The 15008-nt window shown below is 60.7% G+C and carries 14 protein-coding genes; 9 read left to right on the top strand and 5 right to left on the bottom strand.

The annotated features are described in order from the left end of the window. Positions 1–94 precede the first annotated feature (94 nt). From PR017_RS24290 to PR017_RS24275, 4 genes are read right to left on the bottom strand one after another with little or no spacing between them, the layout of a single operon-like run. The gene (locus tag PR017_RS24290) at positions 95–661 is read right to left on the bottom strand and encodes a peroxidase-related enzyme (RefSeq protein WP_111223064.1); all 567 of its coding nucleotides are present in this window, start codon (positions 659–661) and stop codon (positions 95–97) included. Next, entirely contained in the window at positions 658–1140 is a 483-nt protein-coding gene (locus PR017_RS24285) for a CMD domain-containing protein (protein WP_111223063.1), read from the bottom strand. Before PR017_RS24285 ends, PR017_RS24290 begins: the two co-directional genes overlap by 4 nt. After that, a complete protein-coding gene (locus PR017_RS24280; RefSeq protein WP_111223062.1) occupies positions 1137–2606 on the bottom strand; it encodes a flavin-containing monooxygenase in 1470 nt (489 codons plus the stop codon). Before PR017_RS24280 ends, PR017_RS24285 begins: the two co-directional genes overlap by 4 nt. Then, complete coding sequence (locus tag PR017_RS24275) at positions 2603–3577, bottom strand: LysR family transcriptional regulator (RefSeq protein WP_111223061.1); 975 nt, start codon at positions 3575–3577, stop codon at positions 2603–2605. The genes PR017_RS24280 and PR017_RS24275 overlap by 4 nt, the downstream gene beginning before the upstream one ends. Positions 3578–3801: 224 nt before the next feature. Here PR017_RS24275 and PR017_RS24270 point away from each other — a divergent pair, with 224 nt between their 5' ends. The 9 genes from PR017_RS24270 (at position 3802) to PR017_RS24230 (ending at position 14418) form a co-directional block, all read left to right on the top strand. Continuing rightward, the gene (locus PR017_RS24270; protein WP_133255675.1) at positions 3802–4086 is read left to right on the top strand and encodes a hypothetical protein; all 285 of its coding nucleotides are present in this window, start codon (positions 3802–3804) and stop codon (positions 4084–4086) included. A 321-nt stretch (positions 4087–4407) separates the two neighbouring features. Further along, a complete protein-coding gene (locus PR017_RS24265; protein ID WP_111223058.1) occupies positions 4408–5574 on the top strand; it encodes an ROK family transcriptional regulator in 1167 nt (388 codons plus the stop codon). 252 nt (positions 5575–5826) lie between these two features. Continuing rightward, positions 5827–6816: an ROK family protein gene (locus tag PR017_RS24260; RefSeq protein WP_111223057.1), complete on the top strand. Its 990-nt coding sequence runs from the start codon at positions 5827–5829 to the stop codon at positions 6814–6816. Further along, a complete protein-coding gene (locus PR017_RS24255) occupies positions 6809–8413 on the top strand; it encodes an FGGY-family carbohydrate kinase (RefSeq protein ID WP_111223056.1) in 1605 nt (534 codons plus the stop codon). Before PR017_RS24260 ends, PR017_RS24255 begins: the two co-directional genes overlap by 8 nt. Positions 8414–8473: 60 nt before the next feature. Continuing rightward, positions 8474–9247 carry an SDR family NAD(P)-dependent oxidoreductase gene (locus PR017_RS24250; RefSeq protein ID WP_111223055.1) on the top strand — a complete coding sequence of 258 codons (774 nt, stop codon included), beginning with the start codon at positions 8474–8476 and terminating at the stop codon, positions 9245–9247. 32 nt (positions 9248–9279) lie between these two features. Further along, positions 9280–10827, top strand: a complete 1548-nt coding sequence (locus PR017_RS24245; protein ID WP_111223054.1) for a sugar ABC transporter ATP-binding protein — start codon at positions 9280–9282, stop codon at positions 10825–10827. Between the two features lie 24 nt (positions 10828–10851). Next, positions 10852–11850 (top strand): ABC transporter permease subunit, encoded by a 999-nt coding sequence (locus PR017_RS24240; protein WP_240539175.1) that lies wholly within the window; start codon positions 10852–10854, stop codon positions 11848–11850. A gap of 51 nt (positions 11851–11901) precedes the next feature. Beyond that, positions 11902–12846: an ABC transporter substrate-binding protein gene (locus PR017_RS24235; protein WP_111223052.1), complete on the top strand. Its 945-nt coding sequence runs from the start codon at positions 11902–11904 to the stop codon at positions 12844–12846. Positions 12847–13113: 267 nt separating this feature from the next. Then, complete coding sequence (locus PR017_RS24230; RefSeq protein ID WP_111223075.1) at positions 13114–14418, top strand: ABC transporter substrate-binding protein; 1305 nt, start codon at positions 13114–13116, stop codon at positions 14416–14418. A 168-nt stretch (positions 14419–14586) separates the two neighbouring features. Here the strand turns inward: PR017_RS24230 and PR017_RS24225 are convergent, their stop codons facing one another. After that, the gene (locus PR017_RS24225; protein WP_111223051.1) at positions 14587–15006 is read right to left on the bottom strand and encodes a GlcG/HbpS family heme-binding protein; all 420 of its coding nucleotides are present in this window, start codon (positions 15004–15006) and stop codon (positions 14587–14589) included. Positions 15007–15008 lie beyond the last annotated feature (2 nt).

Here is a 15008-nt window from a genome sequence, read left to right as displayed (position 1 = left end):
TTCATGCGCATTTCAGACCCCTTCTGTTTTCATGAGCCCGGCGGTTCGATCGCGCCTGCCAGGGCCACCGAAGCCGGCACAATTTCCAGCCGTGCTATTTCCCGATCTCGGCATGGCCGAGGACATGCATCAGCCGGTTTGCCCAGCCGAAGATCGAGATCGCATGGATGAGGTCGATGATCTCGACGTCGTCCATGCCCGCGGCTCGCAGCGCCGCGATGTCCTCGGCAGTCGCCTCGGATGGTGTCACGGACAGGCGACGGGCAAAGCTGTAGATCGCCGCATCGCGCGGGCCGAGCGTGTCCGCCTTGTCGAGATAGAGGGCACTGACCACGTCGTCGCTGTTTGTGAGTTCCGCATGACGCCGGGCATGCGTTACGGCGCAAAACGTGCAGCCGTTGACCAGCGACGCACCGAGCGCACCCAGTTCGCGGTCAGGACGCGCGAGACCGCCTTCGACATACATGATCGCGTTGAAAAGCACGGTGCGGGCGACATAGCTCTCGGGGTCGTGGACGAGGGTGCGCACATATTCCGAAACCTTCTTGGCCGATGGGGTGACCTTCATGGCCTTGAGCTGTTCCGGCGTCGCTTCTGAAAGCTCGACGGGCGCGATGTGCGGATGCCAGGTCAGCGGCTTCAATTTCACCGAGGAAATCATGCGGCCCTCATCAATCTCAGGCCGGTGGCGACCCGCGTCTGGAAGTTTACGAAGGCAATGAGCTCGGAGAGCGCGACGATCTGCGGGTTATCGAACCCGGCCTCGACAAGCCGGGTGATGTCGCTCGCCTGCGCCTTGATCGGAGACAGCGTGATCAGATCGACATGGCGGGCAATGGTGGCCAGCGGTTCGCCGAGATCGGTCGCCCCGTTCGCCAGAGCCAGCAGGTCCTCGCCCGGCTGAAGCGCCGCCAGCTGGGCTTCGTAATCCGCGACCAGAACCTTGTCCGCGTTCGATGCAGCGATCCTTCGGGCCAGCGCGATGCGCAACACAGTCGACAGACCGAGGCCATGCTCAGGCGTCAGTACGGACAGGCGGCAGAGTTCTGCGCCCTGAACGAACTCCGGCCGGAAGCGGCGGGCGTTGAAAATGGCGTCGTCCGGGGATAGGCCTGCGGCCTTGTCCATCGCATCGATCACAGCACGGTCTCCTTATTAAGCATCGGGGTTGAATCCACCCATTCGTCGCCCTGAAGCTCGGGGATGTCGTAGGCAACGAGATTGGCAAAGTGCGCTTCGACATCTTCGGCAAACAGCGATGCAGCGATGCCGCGAGCAAGCCTGTCGGCGCCGGCACTGACAGCCGGGATGTCGCCGGATACCTTGCCATGGGTGAGCATCGCGGCGTCGTTGAAGCAGTGGATATGGGAAAGCATCGGGCAGGAGCCGGCAACCTTCTCGCGGAATTCGAAGGACGGACCGAGATCCGGCGCCTCTGACATGCCGCGTCGCGAGGGTCCCATGTCCGCCGTCTGCCGGCCATCGGACCAACTCCGGATATAGGGAGCAATCTGCGCGAACTCCGGACGGCCGTTGAAGTCGTTGGTGAAGCCCGTGGCGGCGATCAGGAAATCGTAGCGCATCGGTCCCTGCGTCGTCTCGATCAACAAGCCGTCCCTGTCCTGGCCGACCGAGACGATGCCGCAATCGAGGAAGAACCGCGCATTCTCGTGGCCGGAAACCCGCAGCGTCGAGGAGCGCGGCGGCGGGGTCTGTGTCTGGGCGGTGTATTCGACGAACTTCCACTTCCAGGCATCGGGAAGCTGGTGCATGCCGTGAACGACGCCCTGGCTGCCGATGCCGGTCATCTTGTTGACGCGGGGCATTTCCTTGCGGCGGATCAGGAGGTCCACTTGTCCGGCTCCGGCCTCCAGCGCCGTCGCCGCATTGTCCATTGAGGAGGCACCGGCCCCGATCACGGCGACGCGCTTGCCCCTCAATCCGGCGAAATCGATTTCGTCTGCCGAGTGAGCCCAGTAAGCTTGGTCGATCCCCTTGAGGAAATCTGGGACAGCGAACCCACCCAATCCGGAACGACCGGTTGCCAGAACCAGATGACGGGTCAGAACCCGCCCGGTTTCAGAGCCCTCGATGTCGACTGCGATGAGACCGTCGACGGAGCAAATGCCGGTCATCCGCACGCCGTTGCGGACCGGGAGATCGAGTATTTTTCGGTACCAGACCAGATAGTCCATCCACTGGCCTTTCGGGATCTTATCGAGCGACTGCCATGCGTCCCGTCCCCACTGCGCAGTAAACCAGGCCCGAAAGGTCAGTTGCGGCAGGCCGAGTGCCGGTCCGTGCAGGCTCTTCGGCGAACGGAGCGTCTGCATGCGAGCGAACGTGACCCAGGGTCCCTCCAGTCCTTCCGGTGCGGCATCGTAAGCGACCACATTGGTCATTCCCGTCAGCACCAGCTTTGCCGTGGCGGCGAGGCCGCACATGCCGGCGCCGATGACGACGACATCGCGCACGGATCGACCGTCATGCACCGTCTGAGGAACCCAGGGCTTTGCCGGCAATTCGAGATAGTCGAGATCCTGCGCAAGCTGTGCTTCCAGCGCCGCAAGACCGATCGACAGGGGGTTGGTGGGCATATGCGTCATAAATCAGTTCCCTGATCTGTGCCCGACGGCTGGCCGGTCACGAGTTGGCCGGCCAGGGCCGGATCGAGCTTGGTGAACCCGACGATCGAGCGTTTTGCCACCGCCTCGACCGCGTCCATCAGCGCGCGCGCGGCTGGGCGTAGGGGGATCTTTTCGACGGATAGAACGCCCCAATAGAAAGGCACCTCGAGATTGATCGGCCGGACGACAGTGCCGGGTTCGCTGACGCCATAGGACGTCACCGGATCGATGATGGCGATCACACCCTCTATCTGGCGGACGAACTGCAACGCCCCATAGGAATTGTTCGTGCGGATGACCGGGCCGGTCTCGATGCCCTGGGACGCGAGCGCCCGCGCGATATTGCGTTGAAATCGCAGCGGATTGAGCATCGTCGCAATCCGCCGACCGGCAAGGGCCGCCAACGGCACGACATCGAGGCCCGCGAGCGGGTCGTCTTCGCGAAGGGCAACGACAGTCGGGGCCGAATAGAGGCGGAGGACATCCAGGCCGGGAATATCGAGCGGCAGGCTGCTGAAACCGATGTCCGCCCGGCCGCTCCGCACTTCCTGCGCGACGGTCGAGGCGAGAAACTGGCCGACATGCGTCTCGTGCGGGACTTCGACGTCCTTCAGTTGCGCCATGGCCTTGGGAATCAATCCGGTGCCGATGGCGGCCGTCGTCGCGATCTGCAGGATCCGACCCTTGCCGCCGGCAATCATCTTTGCCCGCGCGGCGAGTTCCGTGAACGACATCAGCAGTCGCCGTGCCTCTTCCTCAAAGGCGATGCCCTCCTCGGAGAGCTGAACACGTCGACCGATGCGGTGTAGCAGCTCGAAGCCGAGTTCGGCTTCAAGGTCCTGGATGGTGCGGGTGACAGAGGGTTGGGATCTCCCGAGCACCTCGGCAGCCTTCGTGATGCTGCCGCTGGCGGCAACCGCAAGAAATGTCTGAAGGTCCCGAGTTTCCATAAGCGCCTACATGCGAAATTTGTATGAATAGCATTCATTCATTCAAAGATAACATCTGTCAAGCGGTGTTGGCGATTATTTGTGCGCTGCAATATATTGTTTATTTAATGGGCAGTTTCTAAAAGGCACAGCTGTGCTGCCTTGGTAAACTACTTACGTCCAAGGATATCGCAGGTTGACGGATAGACCGTGGATCGCTGATAGCTGGATGAAGGGAATAGTCGTTGGCAGCCCGCACAGGGAGAAACACGCTTCTAAATTCGGGTGTGAAACCGGAAAAACTGACGGGGCATTTTCGCATGCCGTACCAAGTAGCGCGTACCGCCGACATGCATGCCGACATTGGCGTGCAAAGCGTCGAGCCCGCCGAAGCGCGTCAACATAGTGTCAAGAAGGGTGTCGACAATGGCGACCATCTGCGGAAACATATTGCTGACCCCGCGACCCAGCGTGCTAAAAGCGAGCGGGACATCGTCGTCGTTGGAATTTCAAGCGGAACACATGGCTGAACAAACGCTCGCCAGATACGTCGATAATTTGAAGATCCCGACATTGTTGCGGATGCAGGGTAAAGCCATCCGGGCCGACATAGCCCGCCACCTGTCCGTGACACCGGCCACCGTCACCCGACTGATCAGCAGCCCAGGCTCCGCAGGCAGGAATCCGCTGTGGGAGCAGCGACAATCGCGCACCACCACACGTTCGATATCTCCTATATGGACATTTTCGGTGATGAAGGCCAGGACCTTCGCACCCGCGGATTGCAAGGGTAAAGCGGGCCGGCACGCGACTTGGCGAGAGCGTACAGAATAAATTTTTAGGAGATAGTTTTGGCCACGACAACCCACTTGCTGCGCCACATCAACGCCATGCGCACCCTCCGTCTTCTGCGCGGCGGCGGCGCGCTGTCACGCGCCGATATCGCACGCGAATTGCATTTGACGCGGGCGACCGTCGGCAACGCCATGGTCGAACTGCTCGATAGCGGTCTCGTTGTCGAGGCGCCCGAAAGTGCCGCGGAAACGCGGGTCGGACGACCGGGCGTCAATGTCATGCTCAATCCGGTCGGTTCCTATGCCATCGGCGTTGAGGTGGGAATGCGCAGCATCTCGGCAGTGGTGGTCAACCTGGCCTTCGAGATCGTCGCGCGCCTTACGATGTTGACAGGCGACTATCGCAATCCGGACGGCGTGAGTGAAAGCATATTGAAACTCATTCAATCGCTGATCGAGGACGGGAATTTTTCCTCGGATAAAATCGCCGGGCTTGGGATCGCAATACCGGGCCTGGTCGACAGGAACGGTGTCATCGTCAATGCCCCATTGCTCGGTTGGCGCGGCTTCGCGCTCGGCGACAAGATAAAATCGAGCGTGCCGGACCCTTGGATTCTTCGCATCCAGAATGACGCGTCGGCGTTGGCCGCTGCAGAATGCGCGCTTTCGCCCGGCCCAGAGACGGAAGACATGCTCCTCATCCTTCTGTCGGAAGGCATTGGTGGGGCGATGGTCAGGCACGGGCGCGTGGTGGGCGGCGCCCATGGCTATGCCGGTGAGATCGGCCACATTATTGTCAGTTCCGGCACGGAAACGGCCTCCTTCGAAATGCTGGCGGGCGCCAACCATTTCGAAGCGATCTTTGCGCCGGGCATCACCATCGCCGAGGCTGCGGCGGCCGCGCGCCGGCGGTACCAGGATCAGGACGTTGCGCATTTGCTGGAGAACTGGTCGCAAGCACTTGCTGTCGGCCTCGCCAACGCCGTGCATCTTCTCGACCCCAGAAGCATCGTTCTCGGCGGCCCGCTGTCCCAGCTTTTTCCATGCGTCGAAAAGCGGGTGCGTGAAAAGCTCTCCGACATGCTGATCTATGGCCTCGCCCCGCCTTCGATACGGGTCGCAGCAACCCAGGGCGATGATGCAGCGGTCGGTGCCGCTGCGGTCATAAGGGAGACCCTGTTCGACCTGCCATCCATCGACGAGGGCAGCCTCGCGCCGGCGTAAAATCACAATTGACACAATTAGTATTTGTCTTATACAAATACTTAATCGCGAGGAGGCGAAGTTGAGTTATGTCGAACAACAACTTGGCACTGACAGCTGTCGGCCACCAGGCAGGGCAAGACTTCCTCTCCTTTCTGCGCGCTGGCATCGCGATGCGACGCCGCGGAGCACCCGGCGAGCCGGCGAACGCCCACCGGGCGATTTCGGCTCTACAACCTTTATGTTCACGCATTATCAGACTGGAGCCGGCCGATGATGCCACAAATCGGCGTTTCAAAAATACTGGTTGCCGATATTGGCGGCACGAATGTCAAATTCGGCTTCAATATTGCCGGAGCCGCACAGGACTACCACCGGCTTTTCTCGACGCGGCTGCTCCAGGACGGTGATCCGATCCTGCGGCTTGCCGCGATGGTCGGCGATGTCATCGTCGAGACCGGCATTCGGCCGGACGTGCTTGTCACCACCGTTCCAGGCTTTCTCGATGCCGACGAGGACAAGGTACTTTTCGCGGGAAATGTTCAGTCCCTGAATGGTCGCCGGCTGGCATCGGAATTGTCATCGGAGCTCGGATTTCCGGTCTATCTTGAGAGAGATTCCGTACTTGCGCTGATGGGCGAGACTGTCGCAGGCGTTGGCATTGGCAGCACCGCGGTTCTCGGCATTTACCTCGGCACCGGCGTAGGAGCGGCGTTCATCCAGAATGGCAAACCGTTTCGCGGCGCTGGCTGGGCGCTCGAAATCGGGCATATTCCATTCGGGTCCGAAGGACGCATGTTAGAGGGTCTGCGCACCGACAGCCTCGAGACTTATGTTTCCGGCCGTGCACTGCAGGCTATCGCCGACGAACATGGCGCGCCGATCAATGATGTCTTCGCCCTGTCTGCCGTTGATGGCAACAGTGCATTGAACTTCGCCATCGAGGCGTTCATCGACCACATCACCACGGCGATCGGCATTGCTACGGTGCTGTTTTCCCCCGACATCCTGATCCTCGGCGGCGGCGTGTGCGAAATGTCGGACTTCCCGAAGGAGCGCATCAAAGCGCTCGTCGAAAGAAAGGGCCCTTTCGGGCAGACGGGCCAGACACTCGATCTGCGCTGGGCGGCTCTCGGCTGGCGCGGCGTGCTGAATGGCGCGCCGCTCGCCGTGAACGCCCATCTGCAGCGCCATGCGCCCGCCGATGCCGCGCTCGCCATGACCTCACCAACGCCATTCGCGGGGGGCAAGACCCATGGCTGAACGCTATCTCATTGGCCTGGACTACGGCTCCGAATCCGCCCGCGGTGTGTTGATCGGCGTCGGCAGCGGACAGCAACTGGCCAGTCATACCCATCCCTATCGTCATGGCATCATGACGCTCCGCTTGCCGGACGGCACGCCTCTGCAGCGCGGCTGGGCGCTGCAAAATGCAGCCGACTACGTGGAAGCTGCGCTCGACATCCTGACGACGCTTGGAAACGGGCGTGACATTGATGGTATCGGGCTCGGCTTTACCGCAAGCTCACCCATGCCGGTCACGGCGCAAGGCAAGCCACTCTCACAGAGATTTCCGGCCGAACCGCACGCCTATGTCAAGCTGTGGAAGCACAGTGCCGCACAAGGCTATGCCAATGCGATCAACGCCGAGGGCGGATCGTATCTCGAAAATTTTGGCGGCAAAGTCTCGGGCGAATGGCTTTTGGCCAAGGCCGCCCAGATCGCCGCGGAAGCGCCGAAAATCTGGAGCGAAACGGCGAAATTCATCGAATCCGGCGACTGGCTTGTGTGGCAATTGTCCGGCGTCGAGGCGAGAAGCCTAGGCTTTGCCGCCTACAAGGCACAATATTCGGCGGCCGAAGGTTATCCCGATATCCTGCCTGATCTCGGCAGGCGCCTTGCCCCGCCCCACCGTGTCGGCTCTGCCGCCGGCGAACTGACGACGGAATGGCGTGCGCAGACGGGCATTCTCGGCAAGGCGGCGATTGCCGTCTCGGTGATCGATTCGCATGTCGTGCTGCCCGCGGTCGGCGCCGTCGAGACAGGCTGCCTGGTGGGCGCACTTGGCACATCGGCCGCCTATCTGCTGCTCAGCCGCGATTTTCAGCCACTTCCGGCTGGCATCGAAGGCGTAGCCTATGACGGTTCGATGCGCGATCTCTGGTGCTATGAATCGGGCCAAGCGAGTTTTGGCGACACGCTGTCCTGGTTTGTCAGAAATTTTCCGCGTGGCAGCAACACGGACGAGAGCTTCCATCTTTACAATCTTGAGGCGGCCGCCCTTGTCCCGGGGGAAAACCGCCTGGTGGCACTAGACTGGTGGAATGGCAATCGGGTGCCTCTGGCCGATTCACGGCTGAGTGGCATGATCATGGGCCTGTCGATGGACACCTCGTCGGTCGGTCTGTACCGCGCTTTGATGGAGTCCCTGTGCTTCGGCGCCCGATCGATCATCGAGCTGTTCGAAGCCGGCAGCGTTGCCGTCGAGCGCGTCCTTATGACCAGTGGGCTGGCGCAGAACAATCCGCTGCTAGTGCAGATCATGTCCGATGTCATCAACCGGCCGATCCATGTTCCCGACATCGCCAACCCGACCGCTGTCGGCGCGGCAATCCATGGCGCCGTGGCATCCGGGCTTGTCGCCAGCTATGACGAAGGTGCCGCCCGCTTCGGCGCCCGCAGCCACCGGCAATACGCGCCCGATCTGGCCCATGCCCGCGTCTACGACACGCTTTATCAGGTCTACAAGGGCATGAGCGGCTCCGAAAGCGCCCGTTCGGCAATGCACGTACTCAGTGATCTGTCGGTCCTGTCCACGAAAGCGATGAGCCCTTCAACCGCCGACGGTCCGCCGTCCTGATAAGACCGGCTGGTGCCGGCTTTCGCAACGAACGCACTTTAGCAATCAAGGGAGATGACCATGTACATGAACAGAACACGCGTCGATGGAAGCATCGCTTTCGTGACTGGCGGCGGAAGAGGCATCGGACTTTCGACCGCCGAAGCGCTGGCCGAAGCCGGCGCGCGCGTGGTGATATCCGGCCAGGACGAAGCGGCCCTGCAGCAAGCCGTTGAAAAGCTGAAGAGCGGCGGATACGATGCTCGTTACGTGGTGCTCGACATCACCCAGTCGGATGCCTGCACCGAAGCCAGCGAGCGCATAAATCGCGACGTCGGTCCCGTTGACATTCTCATCGCCAATGCCGGCATCGCCTGGCCCGACACGGCAGCAGAAGACATGTCGGATGCCAGCTGGACCCGGGTAATCGATGTCAATCTCAACGGCACCTTCTGGACGTGCCGCGCCTTTGGCAAGCCAATGCTGGAACGCGGTAAGGGATCGATCGTCACCGTCGGCTCGATGTCGGGCATGATTTCCAACAAGCCGCAGCGGCAGGCCCATTATAACGCCTCGAAAGCCGGCCTCCATCATCTGACGAAATCGCTGGCCGGCGAATGGGCAACACGCAACGTGCGCGTCAACTGCGTAGCACCGGGCTACGTCAACACCGCCATGTCGAACATTTCCTTCCTCGACCCGAAAAACTCAGGCCCCTGGATGGCCGGCACACCCATGGATCGCCTGATCGAGCCGGAAGAGGTTGCCTCGGCCAACCTGTTCCTGGCGTCACCGGCCTCAAGCGGCATGACCGGCACGATCCTCACCATCGATGCCGGATACACCATCTGGTGATCGTTACGGCTGGTAGAATCGGAGGAGAAACAATGACTTTCGACCCGAAAGGCGCGGACGTTCCTATCCTTGAGATGCGCGGCATCTCGAAAACATTCGGCAGCATCAAAGCCCTATCGGGCGTCTCCCTGACCGTCCATCGCGGCGAAGTACACGCCTTGATGGGCGAGAACGGCGCAGGCAAGTCGACGCTCATGAAGATCCTGTCGGGCGCTTATGTGCCGGATGAAGGCGGAACCGTCAGTGTTGCCAGCAAGCTGGTGGCGCCCGGCAGCCCGCGCGCCTCCAAGGAAGCCGGCATTGCCGTCATCTATCAGGAGCTGTCGCTGGCTCCGAACCTGACGATCGCCCAAAATATCTATCTGGGTGCGGAGCGCGCCAGCTACGGCTTTGTCCGCCGCGGCGAGCAGAGAAGCAGATGCGCCGCCGTTCTAGAGCGGCTGGGCCTGCAATTTTCGCCGGAAACACTTGTCGAGTCGCTTTCGATCGGCGAGCGGCAGATGGTGGAAATTGCCCGGGCACTGTCGTTCGACCCACGCATCCTCGTCATGGACGAGCCGACGACGTCGCTGACGAGCCGCGAGACTGACCGTCTGTTTGAGGTCATTCGCGATCTTAAGAGGCAAGGGATTGCCGTCATCTACATTAGCCATCGCATGGAAGAGATTTATGCGTTGTCCGATCGCGTCACGGTCTTGCGGGATGCGAAGCCGGTCGGCACCCTCGACCGGGCGCAACTGTCGCCCGAGACGCTGGTATCGATGATGGTCGGCCGCGATGTCTCGACATTCTACAAGAAGACCCATGTCGTCGACAAAAGCGCCGCGCGCATCGTGCTTGCCGTCCGCAGCCTGTCCGACGGGCACAAGGTTCGCGATTGCTCGCTGGACATCCGGGAAGGAGAAGTGGTCGGACTTTCCGGTCTCGTCGGCTCCGGCCGGACCGAGCTTGCACGACTGATCTATGGCGCCGATCCGTTCAGACAGGGCGAAGTCAGCGTCGACGGAGCGGCTGCCAGCATCAACAGCCCAAGCGACGGGATCGCAGCCGGGATTGCCTATCTGACGGAGGATCGCAAGGGTCTCGGCCTGTTCCTCGACATGAGCATCCGGGAAAACGTCAACGTCTCCGTCATCGGGCGCGATGCCCATCGGCTGGGCTTCCTAAACTTCCGGACCGCCTCGGAACGGTCGAAAAAGGCATTCTCGGAATTCGGCATTCGCGCCGCTCATGATGGCGTTACGGTCGGTTCGCTGTCCGGTGGCAATCAGCAGAAGGTGCTGCTTGCACGCCTCATGGAGGCCAAGCCGAAGATCGTCATTCTCGACGAACCGACGCGCGGCGTCGATGTCGGCGCCAAATCGGAAATCTACCGTCTCATCGACGCGCTGGCGCAGAACGGCGTAGCCATCCTGCTCATCTCGAGCGAGCTTCCGGAAATCATCGGCGTCTCCGACCGCGTGCTGGTCATGAACCAGGGGCGTATCAGCGGCGAGGTTCGCCCTGCAGCGGACGGCACCATCAGCCAACAGGAAATCATGGCCTTTTCGACGGGAACCGCACCTGCGGTCGCGGCGTGAAGAATGTCCATGGAGGATAGAAAAATGACCGATACCGTAGATTCCCAGACGACAAAGTCTGCGGTCGCAAAGAAGAACCTGAACCTGCGCACGGGGCTGCAGGCGCTCGGCATGCTGCCGATCCTCATCATTCTTGCCGTCGGCTTTCACTTGCTCACGGGCCGGTTCCTGTCGGTCAGCAACCTGTCGATCGTCATGCAGCAGGCATCGATCAACACGGTGCTGGCTGCCGGCATGACCTTCGTCATTCTGACCGGCGGCATCGACCTTTCGGTCGGCTCGATCCTTGCCATGTCGGCGATGTTTGCGCTGATTGCCAGCCTGCTGCCGGACATGGGCATGCTTGGCATACCCGCGGCACTCGTCGCCGGCCTCGCATGCGGCCTGTTCAACGGCATCTTGATCTCGGCAGCCAAGCTGCCACCGTTTATCGTCACGCTCGGAACCCTGACGGCGTTTCGCGGCGTCGCCCGCCTTGTTGGCGGTGACACCACCGTGTTCAACAGCGACCTGCCTTTCGCCTTCATCGGCAACGGTGGCGTATTCGGCATCCCATGGCTGGTGATCATCGCCTTTGTCGTCATCCTGCTGTCCTGGATCATCTTGACGCGCACGGTGTTGGGCACGTGGATCTACGCCGTCGGTGGAAATCCTGAAGCGGCACGACTGACCGGTATCAAGCTTTGGAAGGTACTTCTGTTCGTCTACGGAACCTCCGGCCTGCTGGCCGGTCTCGGTGGCGCCATGTCGGCGGCCCGGCTTTACGCCGCGAACGGACTGCAACTCGGCCAGGCCTATGAGTTGGACGCGATTGCCGCCGTCATTCTTGGCGGCACAAGCTTTGTCGGCGGCGTTGGCTCCGTCTGGGGCACGCTGGTCGGCGCGCTGATCATCGCCGTGCTGTCCAACGGCCTCATTCTCGTCGGGGTATCGGACATCTGGCAATACATCATCAAGGGTCTGGTCATCATCGGCGCGGTTGCACTCGATCGTTACCGGGCCAAGGGAGGTATCCGCACCTGAGGAGTTTGGGGCGGGTGTGTGGGGCAATTTGCCCATTGAGAGGAGAGAGACATGAAATTGAAATCTGTACTGGCTGTTTCGGTTGCCACCATGGCATTGCTGACGACAAGCGTATTCGCTGAGGATGCCAAGGTCTTAAAAAGCGTCGGCATTTCGGTCGGCAGCCTTGGCAACCCTTTCTACGTGGCTGCGGTCGCCGGCATCACGGCAGCGGCGAAAAAAGCAAATCCTGACGTCAAGATCACCGCCGTCGACGCGGACTACGACCTCAACAAGCAGCTCTCGCAGATTGACAGCTTTATCGGCGCCGGCACCGATATCATGATGATCGTGCCAGTCGATCCAAAGGCCAGCGTGCCTGCCGTGCAAAAGGCCAAGGCCGGCGGCATGGTCGTGGCTGCCTTCGACACGACGGCGAGCAATGCCGATGTCAGCGTGTCGACCGACAACGTCAAGGCCGGCGAGAACGCTTGCGAATATCTGGCCGATAAGCTCGGCGGCAAGGGTAACATCGTATTTCTCAATGCCGTCCAGGTCTCTGCCGTGGTTGATCGCATCAACGGTTGCAAAAGCGTGCTCGCCAAACACCCGGATATGAAGGTCGTTGCCGACCAAAATACCCAAGGCAGCCGTGACGGTGGTCTAAAGGTTATGCAAAGCATCCTGACGGCCCAGGATCACATTGACGGCGTGTTTGCCGCTAACGATCCTGCCGCCATTGGTGGCGATCTTGCCGCCAAGCAGATGAAGAGAAACGAATTCATCATCACCTCGGTGGACGGCGCCCCGGATGTTGAAAAGCTTCTGAAGGGTGGCAACACGCTGATCAAGGCAACCGCATCGCAGGACCCCTATGCAATGGCAGCGCAGTCCTTCGACCTCGCGCTCGCAATCTTCCAAGGCAAGAAGCCTGCGGAAACCAAGGTGCTGCTCGATCCGAAGCTGATCACCGCCGACAACATCGCCGATTACAAGGGATGGACATCGGCGCGCTAAAGCCATGGCCTTGCGATCCGCGCAGCACGATGTTGCGCGGATCTCTCCCGGCAGGAGCAGCACAATCTAATAGGATCGATCGGCGGCTGAGCCAGGTCTCGCCCTCACGGCAGACTGATTTGCAGGACGGCACTGTGGTCGATCGCCGATGAGGCATCGACAGGCTGTCAGCGAAGACGGCTGCTCCCTGGGCAACGGCCATACGCTAGTCAATGGCTCGGGCCGGCGAGAAGACCGCTGAGGCGGACAATAATGGAGGAGGAAGCAATGAAATTCGCGTTAAAGGCCACACTAGTGCTGTTGGCGGTCCTTTGTTCATCTGCGGCATCTGCCGAAACGCTGACCATCGCCACTGTAAACAACGGCGATATGGTCAGAATGCAGAAGATGACGGATGACTTCACCAAAGCCAACCCGGACATCAAATTGAACTGGGTGACGCTTGAGGAAAATGTCCTTCGCCAGAAAGTGACAGTCGATATCGCCACCAAGGGCGGACAGTATGACATTCTGACCATCGGCACCTATGAAGTCCCGTTGTGGGCGAAACAGGGCTGGCTGGTGCCGCTCGACAAGCTGGGCGCCGACTACGACACCAACGACCTCATTCCGGCCATCAGGAACGCCGTATCACAGGATGGCAAGCTTTACGCCGCGCCCTTCTATGCCGAGTCGTCGTTGCTGATGTATCGCAAGGATCTGTTCGAAAAGGCCGGGCTGAAAATGCCTGACAAGCCGGATTGGGATTTCGTTGCCGACGCTGCTCGCAAGATCACCGATCGTGCCAAGGGAATTAATGGCATCTGCCTGCGCGGTAAGGCCGGCTGGGGCGAGAACATGGCGACCGTCACGACGATTGCCAATTCCTTCGGAGCAAAATGGTTCGACGAAAAATGGAAGCCGCAGTTCGACCAGAAGATCTGGCACGATACGCTGGATTTCTACGTCACGCTGATGAAGGACGCAGGGCCGGCTGGCGTGTCTTCCAACGGCTTTAACGAAACACTGGCGCTTTTCCAGCAGGGAAAATGCGGCATGTGGGTCGACGCGTCCGTCGCCGCATCGTTCATCTCGGACCCAAAACAATCGACTGTGGCCGACAAGACCAGCTTCGTCGTGTCTCCGGATCATGCCGGCTCCGGCAGCCGTGGCAATTGGCTGTGGGCCTGGAACCTGGCCATTCCCGCTGGCTCGCAGAAGGTCGCATCGGCTGAAAAATTCATCTCCTGGGCGACGAGCAAGCATTACATCGAGATGGTTGCGCAAAAGGAGGGCTGGGCAAACGTTCCTCCAGGCACACGCCAATCGCTCTACAACAATCCGGAATATCTGAAGGCGGCGCCTTTTGCCAAGATGACCCTGGACGCGATGCTTTCGGCCGGGGAGAACAAGCCACAAACCCAGTATCCGTTCTGGCAATATGTCATCCTGCCGGAATACCAGGGCATCGGAACGGCCGTCGGGCAGATTTTCTCGTCTGCCCTCACCGGCGACATCACCGTCGATGCGGCCCTGGCGAAGGCCCAGACCATCACCGATCGCGCCATGGTCAAGGCCGGCTATCACCAATAGCAGCACCGCTGCTTGATCGTTTCTTCCCACCTTCCCGATCGCGAATGATCGGGGAGGATTTTTTCACACAAACGAAAAAGCAGGCGTTGAAGATAAACCTGGCATCTGCCGCGGCCACCCTCAGCGCCTGCTTTTCAAGCTGCCGAATTCGTTCAGACGGATCGGCGATCAAACCGGATCGGCGCCGATCGCCTTGAGAGCGGCCCGTGCCACTTCGAAATCCTGGTCACCCGAGCCGGAACCGACGCCGATGGCGCCAGCCAGCTTACCATCGAACCGGATCGGCAGACCGCCGGGCAGATGCGTCACACCGCCCTGCGATGCGATGCCGGCCGCTACACCGAATTCAGGCGCCATCGCCCCGGTCGGGCCATTGATCGACGCGGCCGTGCGCGCCTTGGAACGGGCCGTGTGCATGCTCAGATATTTGGCGCCATCCATCCGGGCGCTGAGGATCGTTTCGCCGCTGACGTCGACGATGAAAATGCACTGCGGCACCGTGATCGCCTCAGCATGGCTAACGGCGGCATTCAAGGCGTTGATGGCGCCGGCATGCGTGAGGGCCACGGTTTCGCGGAAATTTGTCATGG

It is taken from the genome of Rhizobium tumorigenes, from assembly GCF_003240565.2.
GTDB classification, from domain to species: domain Bacteria; phylum Pseudomonadota; class Alphaproteobacteria; order Rhizobiales; family Rhizobiaceae; genus Rhizobium; species Rhizobium tumorigenes.
The sequence above is the reverse complement of the archived record's forward strand: the minus strand, read 5'-3'. Positions and strand labels throughout refer to the sequence as shown.

What these genes read in the sequence shown, in the direction of transcription:
- PR017_RS24290 (WP_111223064.1), bottom strand. Translation starts at nt 661, where the DNA reads ATGATTTCCTCGGTGAAATTGAAGCCGCTGACCTGGCATCCGCACATC.
- PR017_RS24280 (WP_111223062.1), bottom strand. Translation starts at nt 2,606, where the DNA reads ATGACGCATATGCCCACCAACCCCCTGTCGATCGGTCTTGCGGCGCTG.
- PR017_RS24275 (WP_111223061.1), bottom strand. Translation starts at nt 3,577, where the DNA reads ATGGAAACTCGGGACCTTCAGACATTTCTTGCGGTTGCCGCCAGCGGC.
- PR017_RS24260 (WP_111223057.1), top strand. Translation starts at nt 5,827, where the DNA reads ATGATGCCACAAATCGGCGTTTCAAAAATACTGGTTGCCGATATTGGC.
- PR017_RS24255 (WP_111223056.1), top strand. Translation starts at nt 6,809, where the DNA reads ATGGCTGAACGCTATCTCATTGGCCTGGACTACGGCTCCGAATCCGCC.
- PR017_RS24250 (WP_111223055.1), top strand. Translation starts at nt 8,474, where the DNA reads ATGTACATGAACAGAACACGCGTCGATGGAAGCATCGCTTTCGTGACT.
- PR017_RS24245 (WP_111223054.1), top strand. Translation starts at nt 9,280, where the DNA reads ATGACTTTCGACCCGAAAGGCGCGGACGTTCCTATCCTTGAGATGCGC.
- PR017_RS24240 (WP_240539175.1), top strand. Translation starts at nt 10,852, where the DNA reads ATGACCGATACCGTAGATTCCCAGACGACAAAGTCTGCGGTCGCAAAG.
- PR017_RS24235 (WP_111223052.1), top strand. Translation starts at nt 11,902, where the DNA reads ATGAAATTGAAATCTGTACTGGCTGTTTCGGTTGCCACCATGGCATTG.
- PR017_RS24230 (WP_111223075.1), top strand. Translation starts at nt 13,114, where the DNA reads ATGAAATTCGCGTTAAAGGCCACACTAGTGCTGTTGGCGGTCCTTTGT.
- PR017_RS24225 (WP_111223051.1), bottom strand. Translation starts at nt 15,006, where the DNA reads ATGACAAATTTCCGCGAAACCGTGGCCCTCACGCATGCCGGCGCCATC.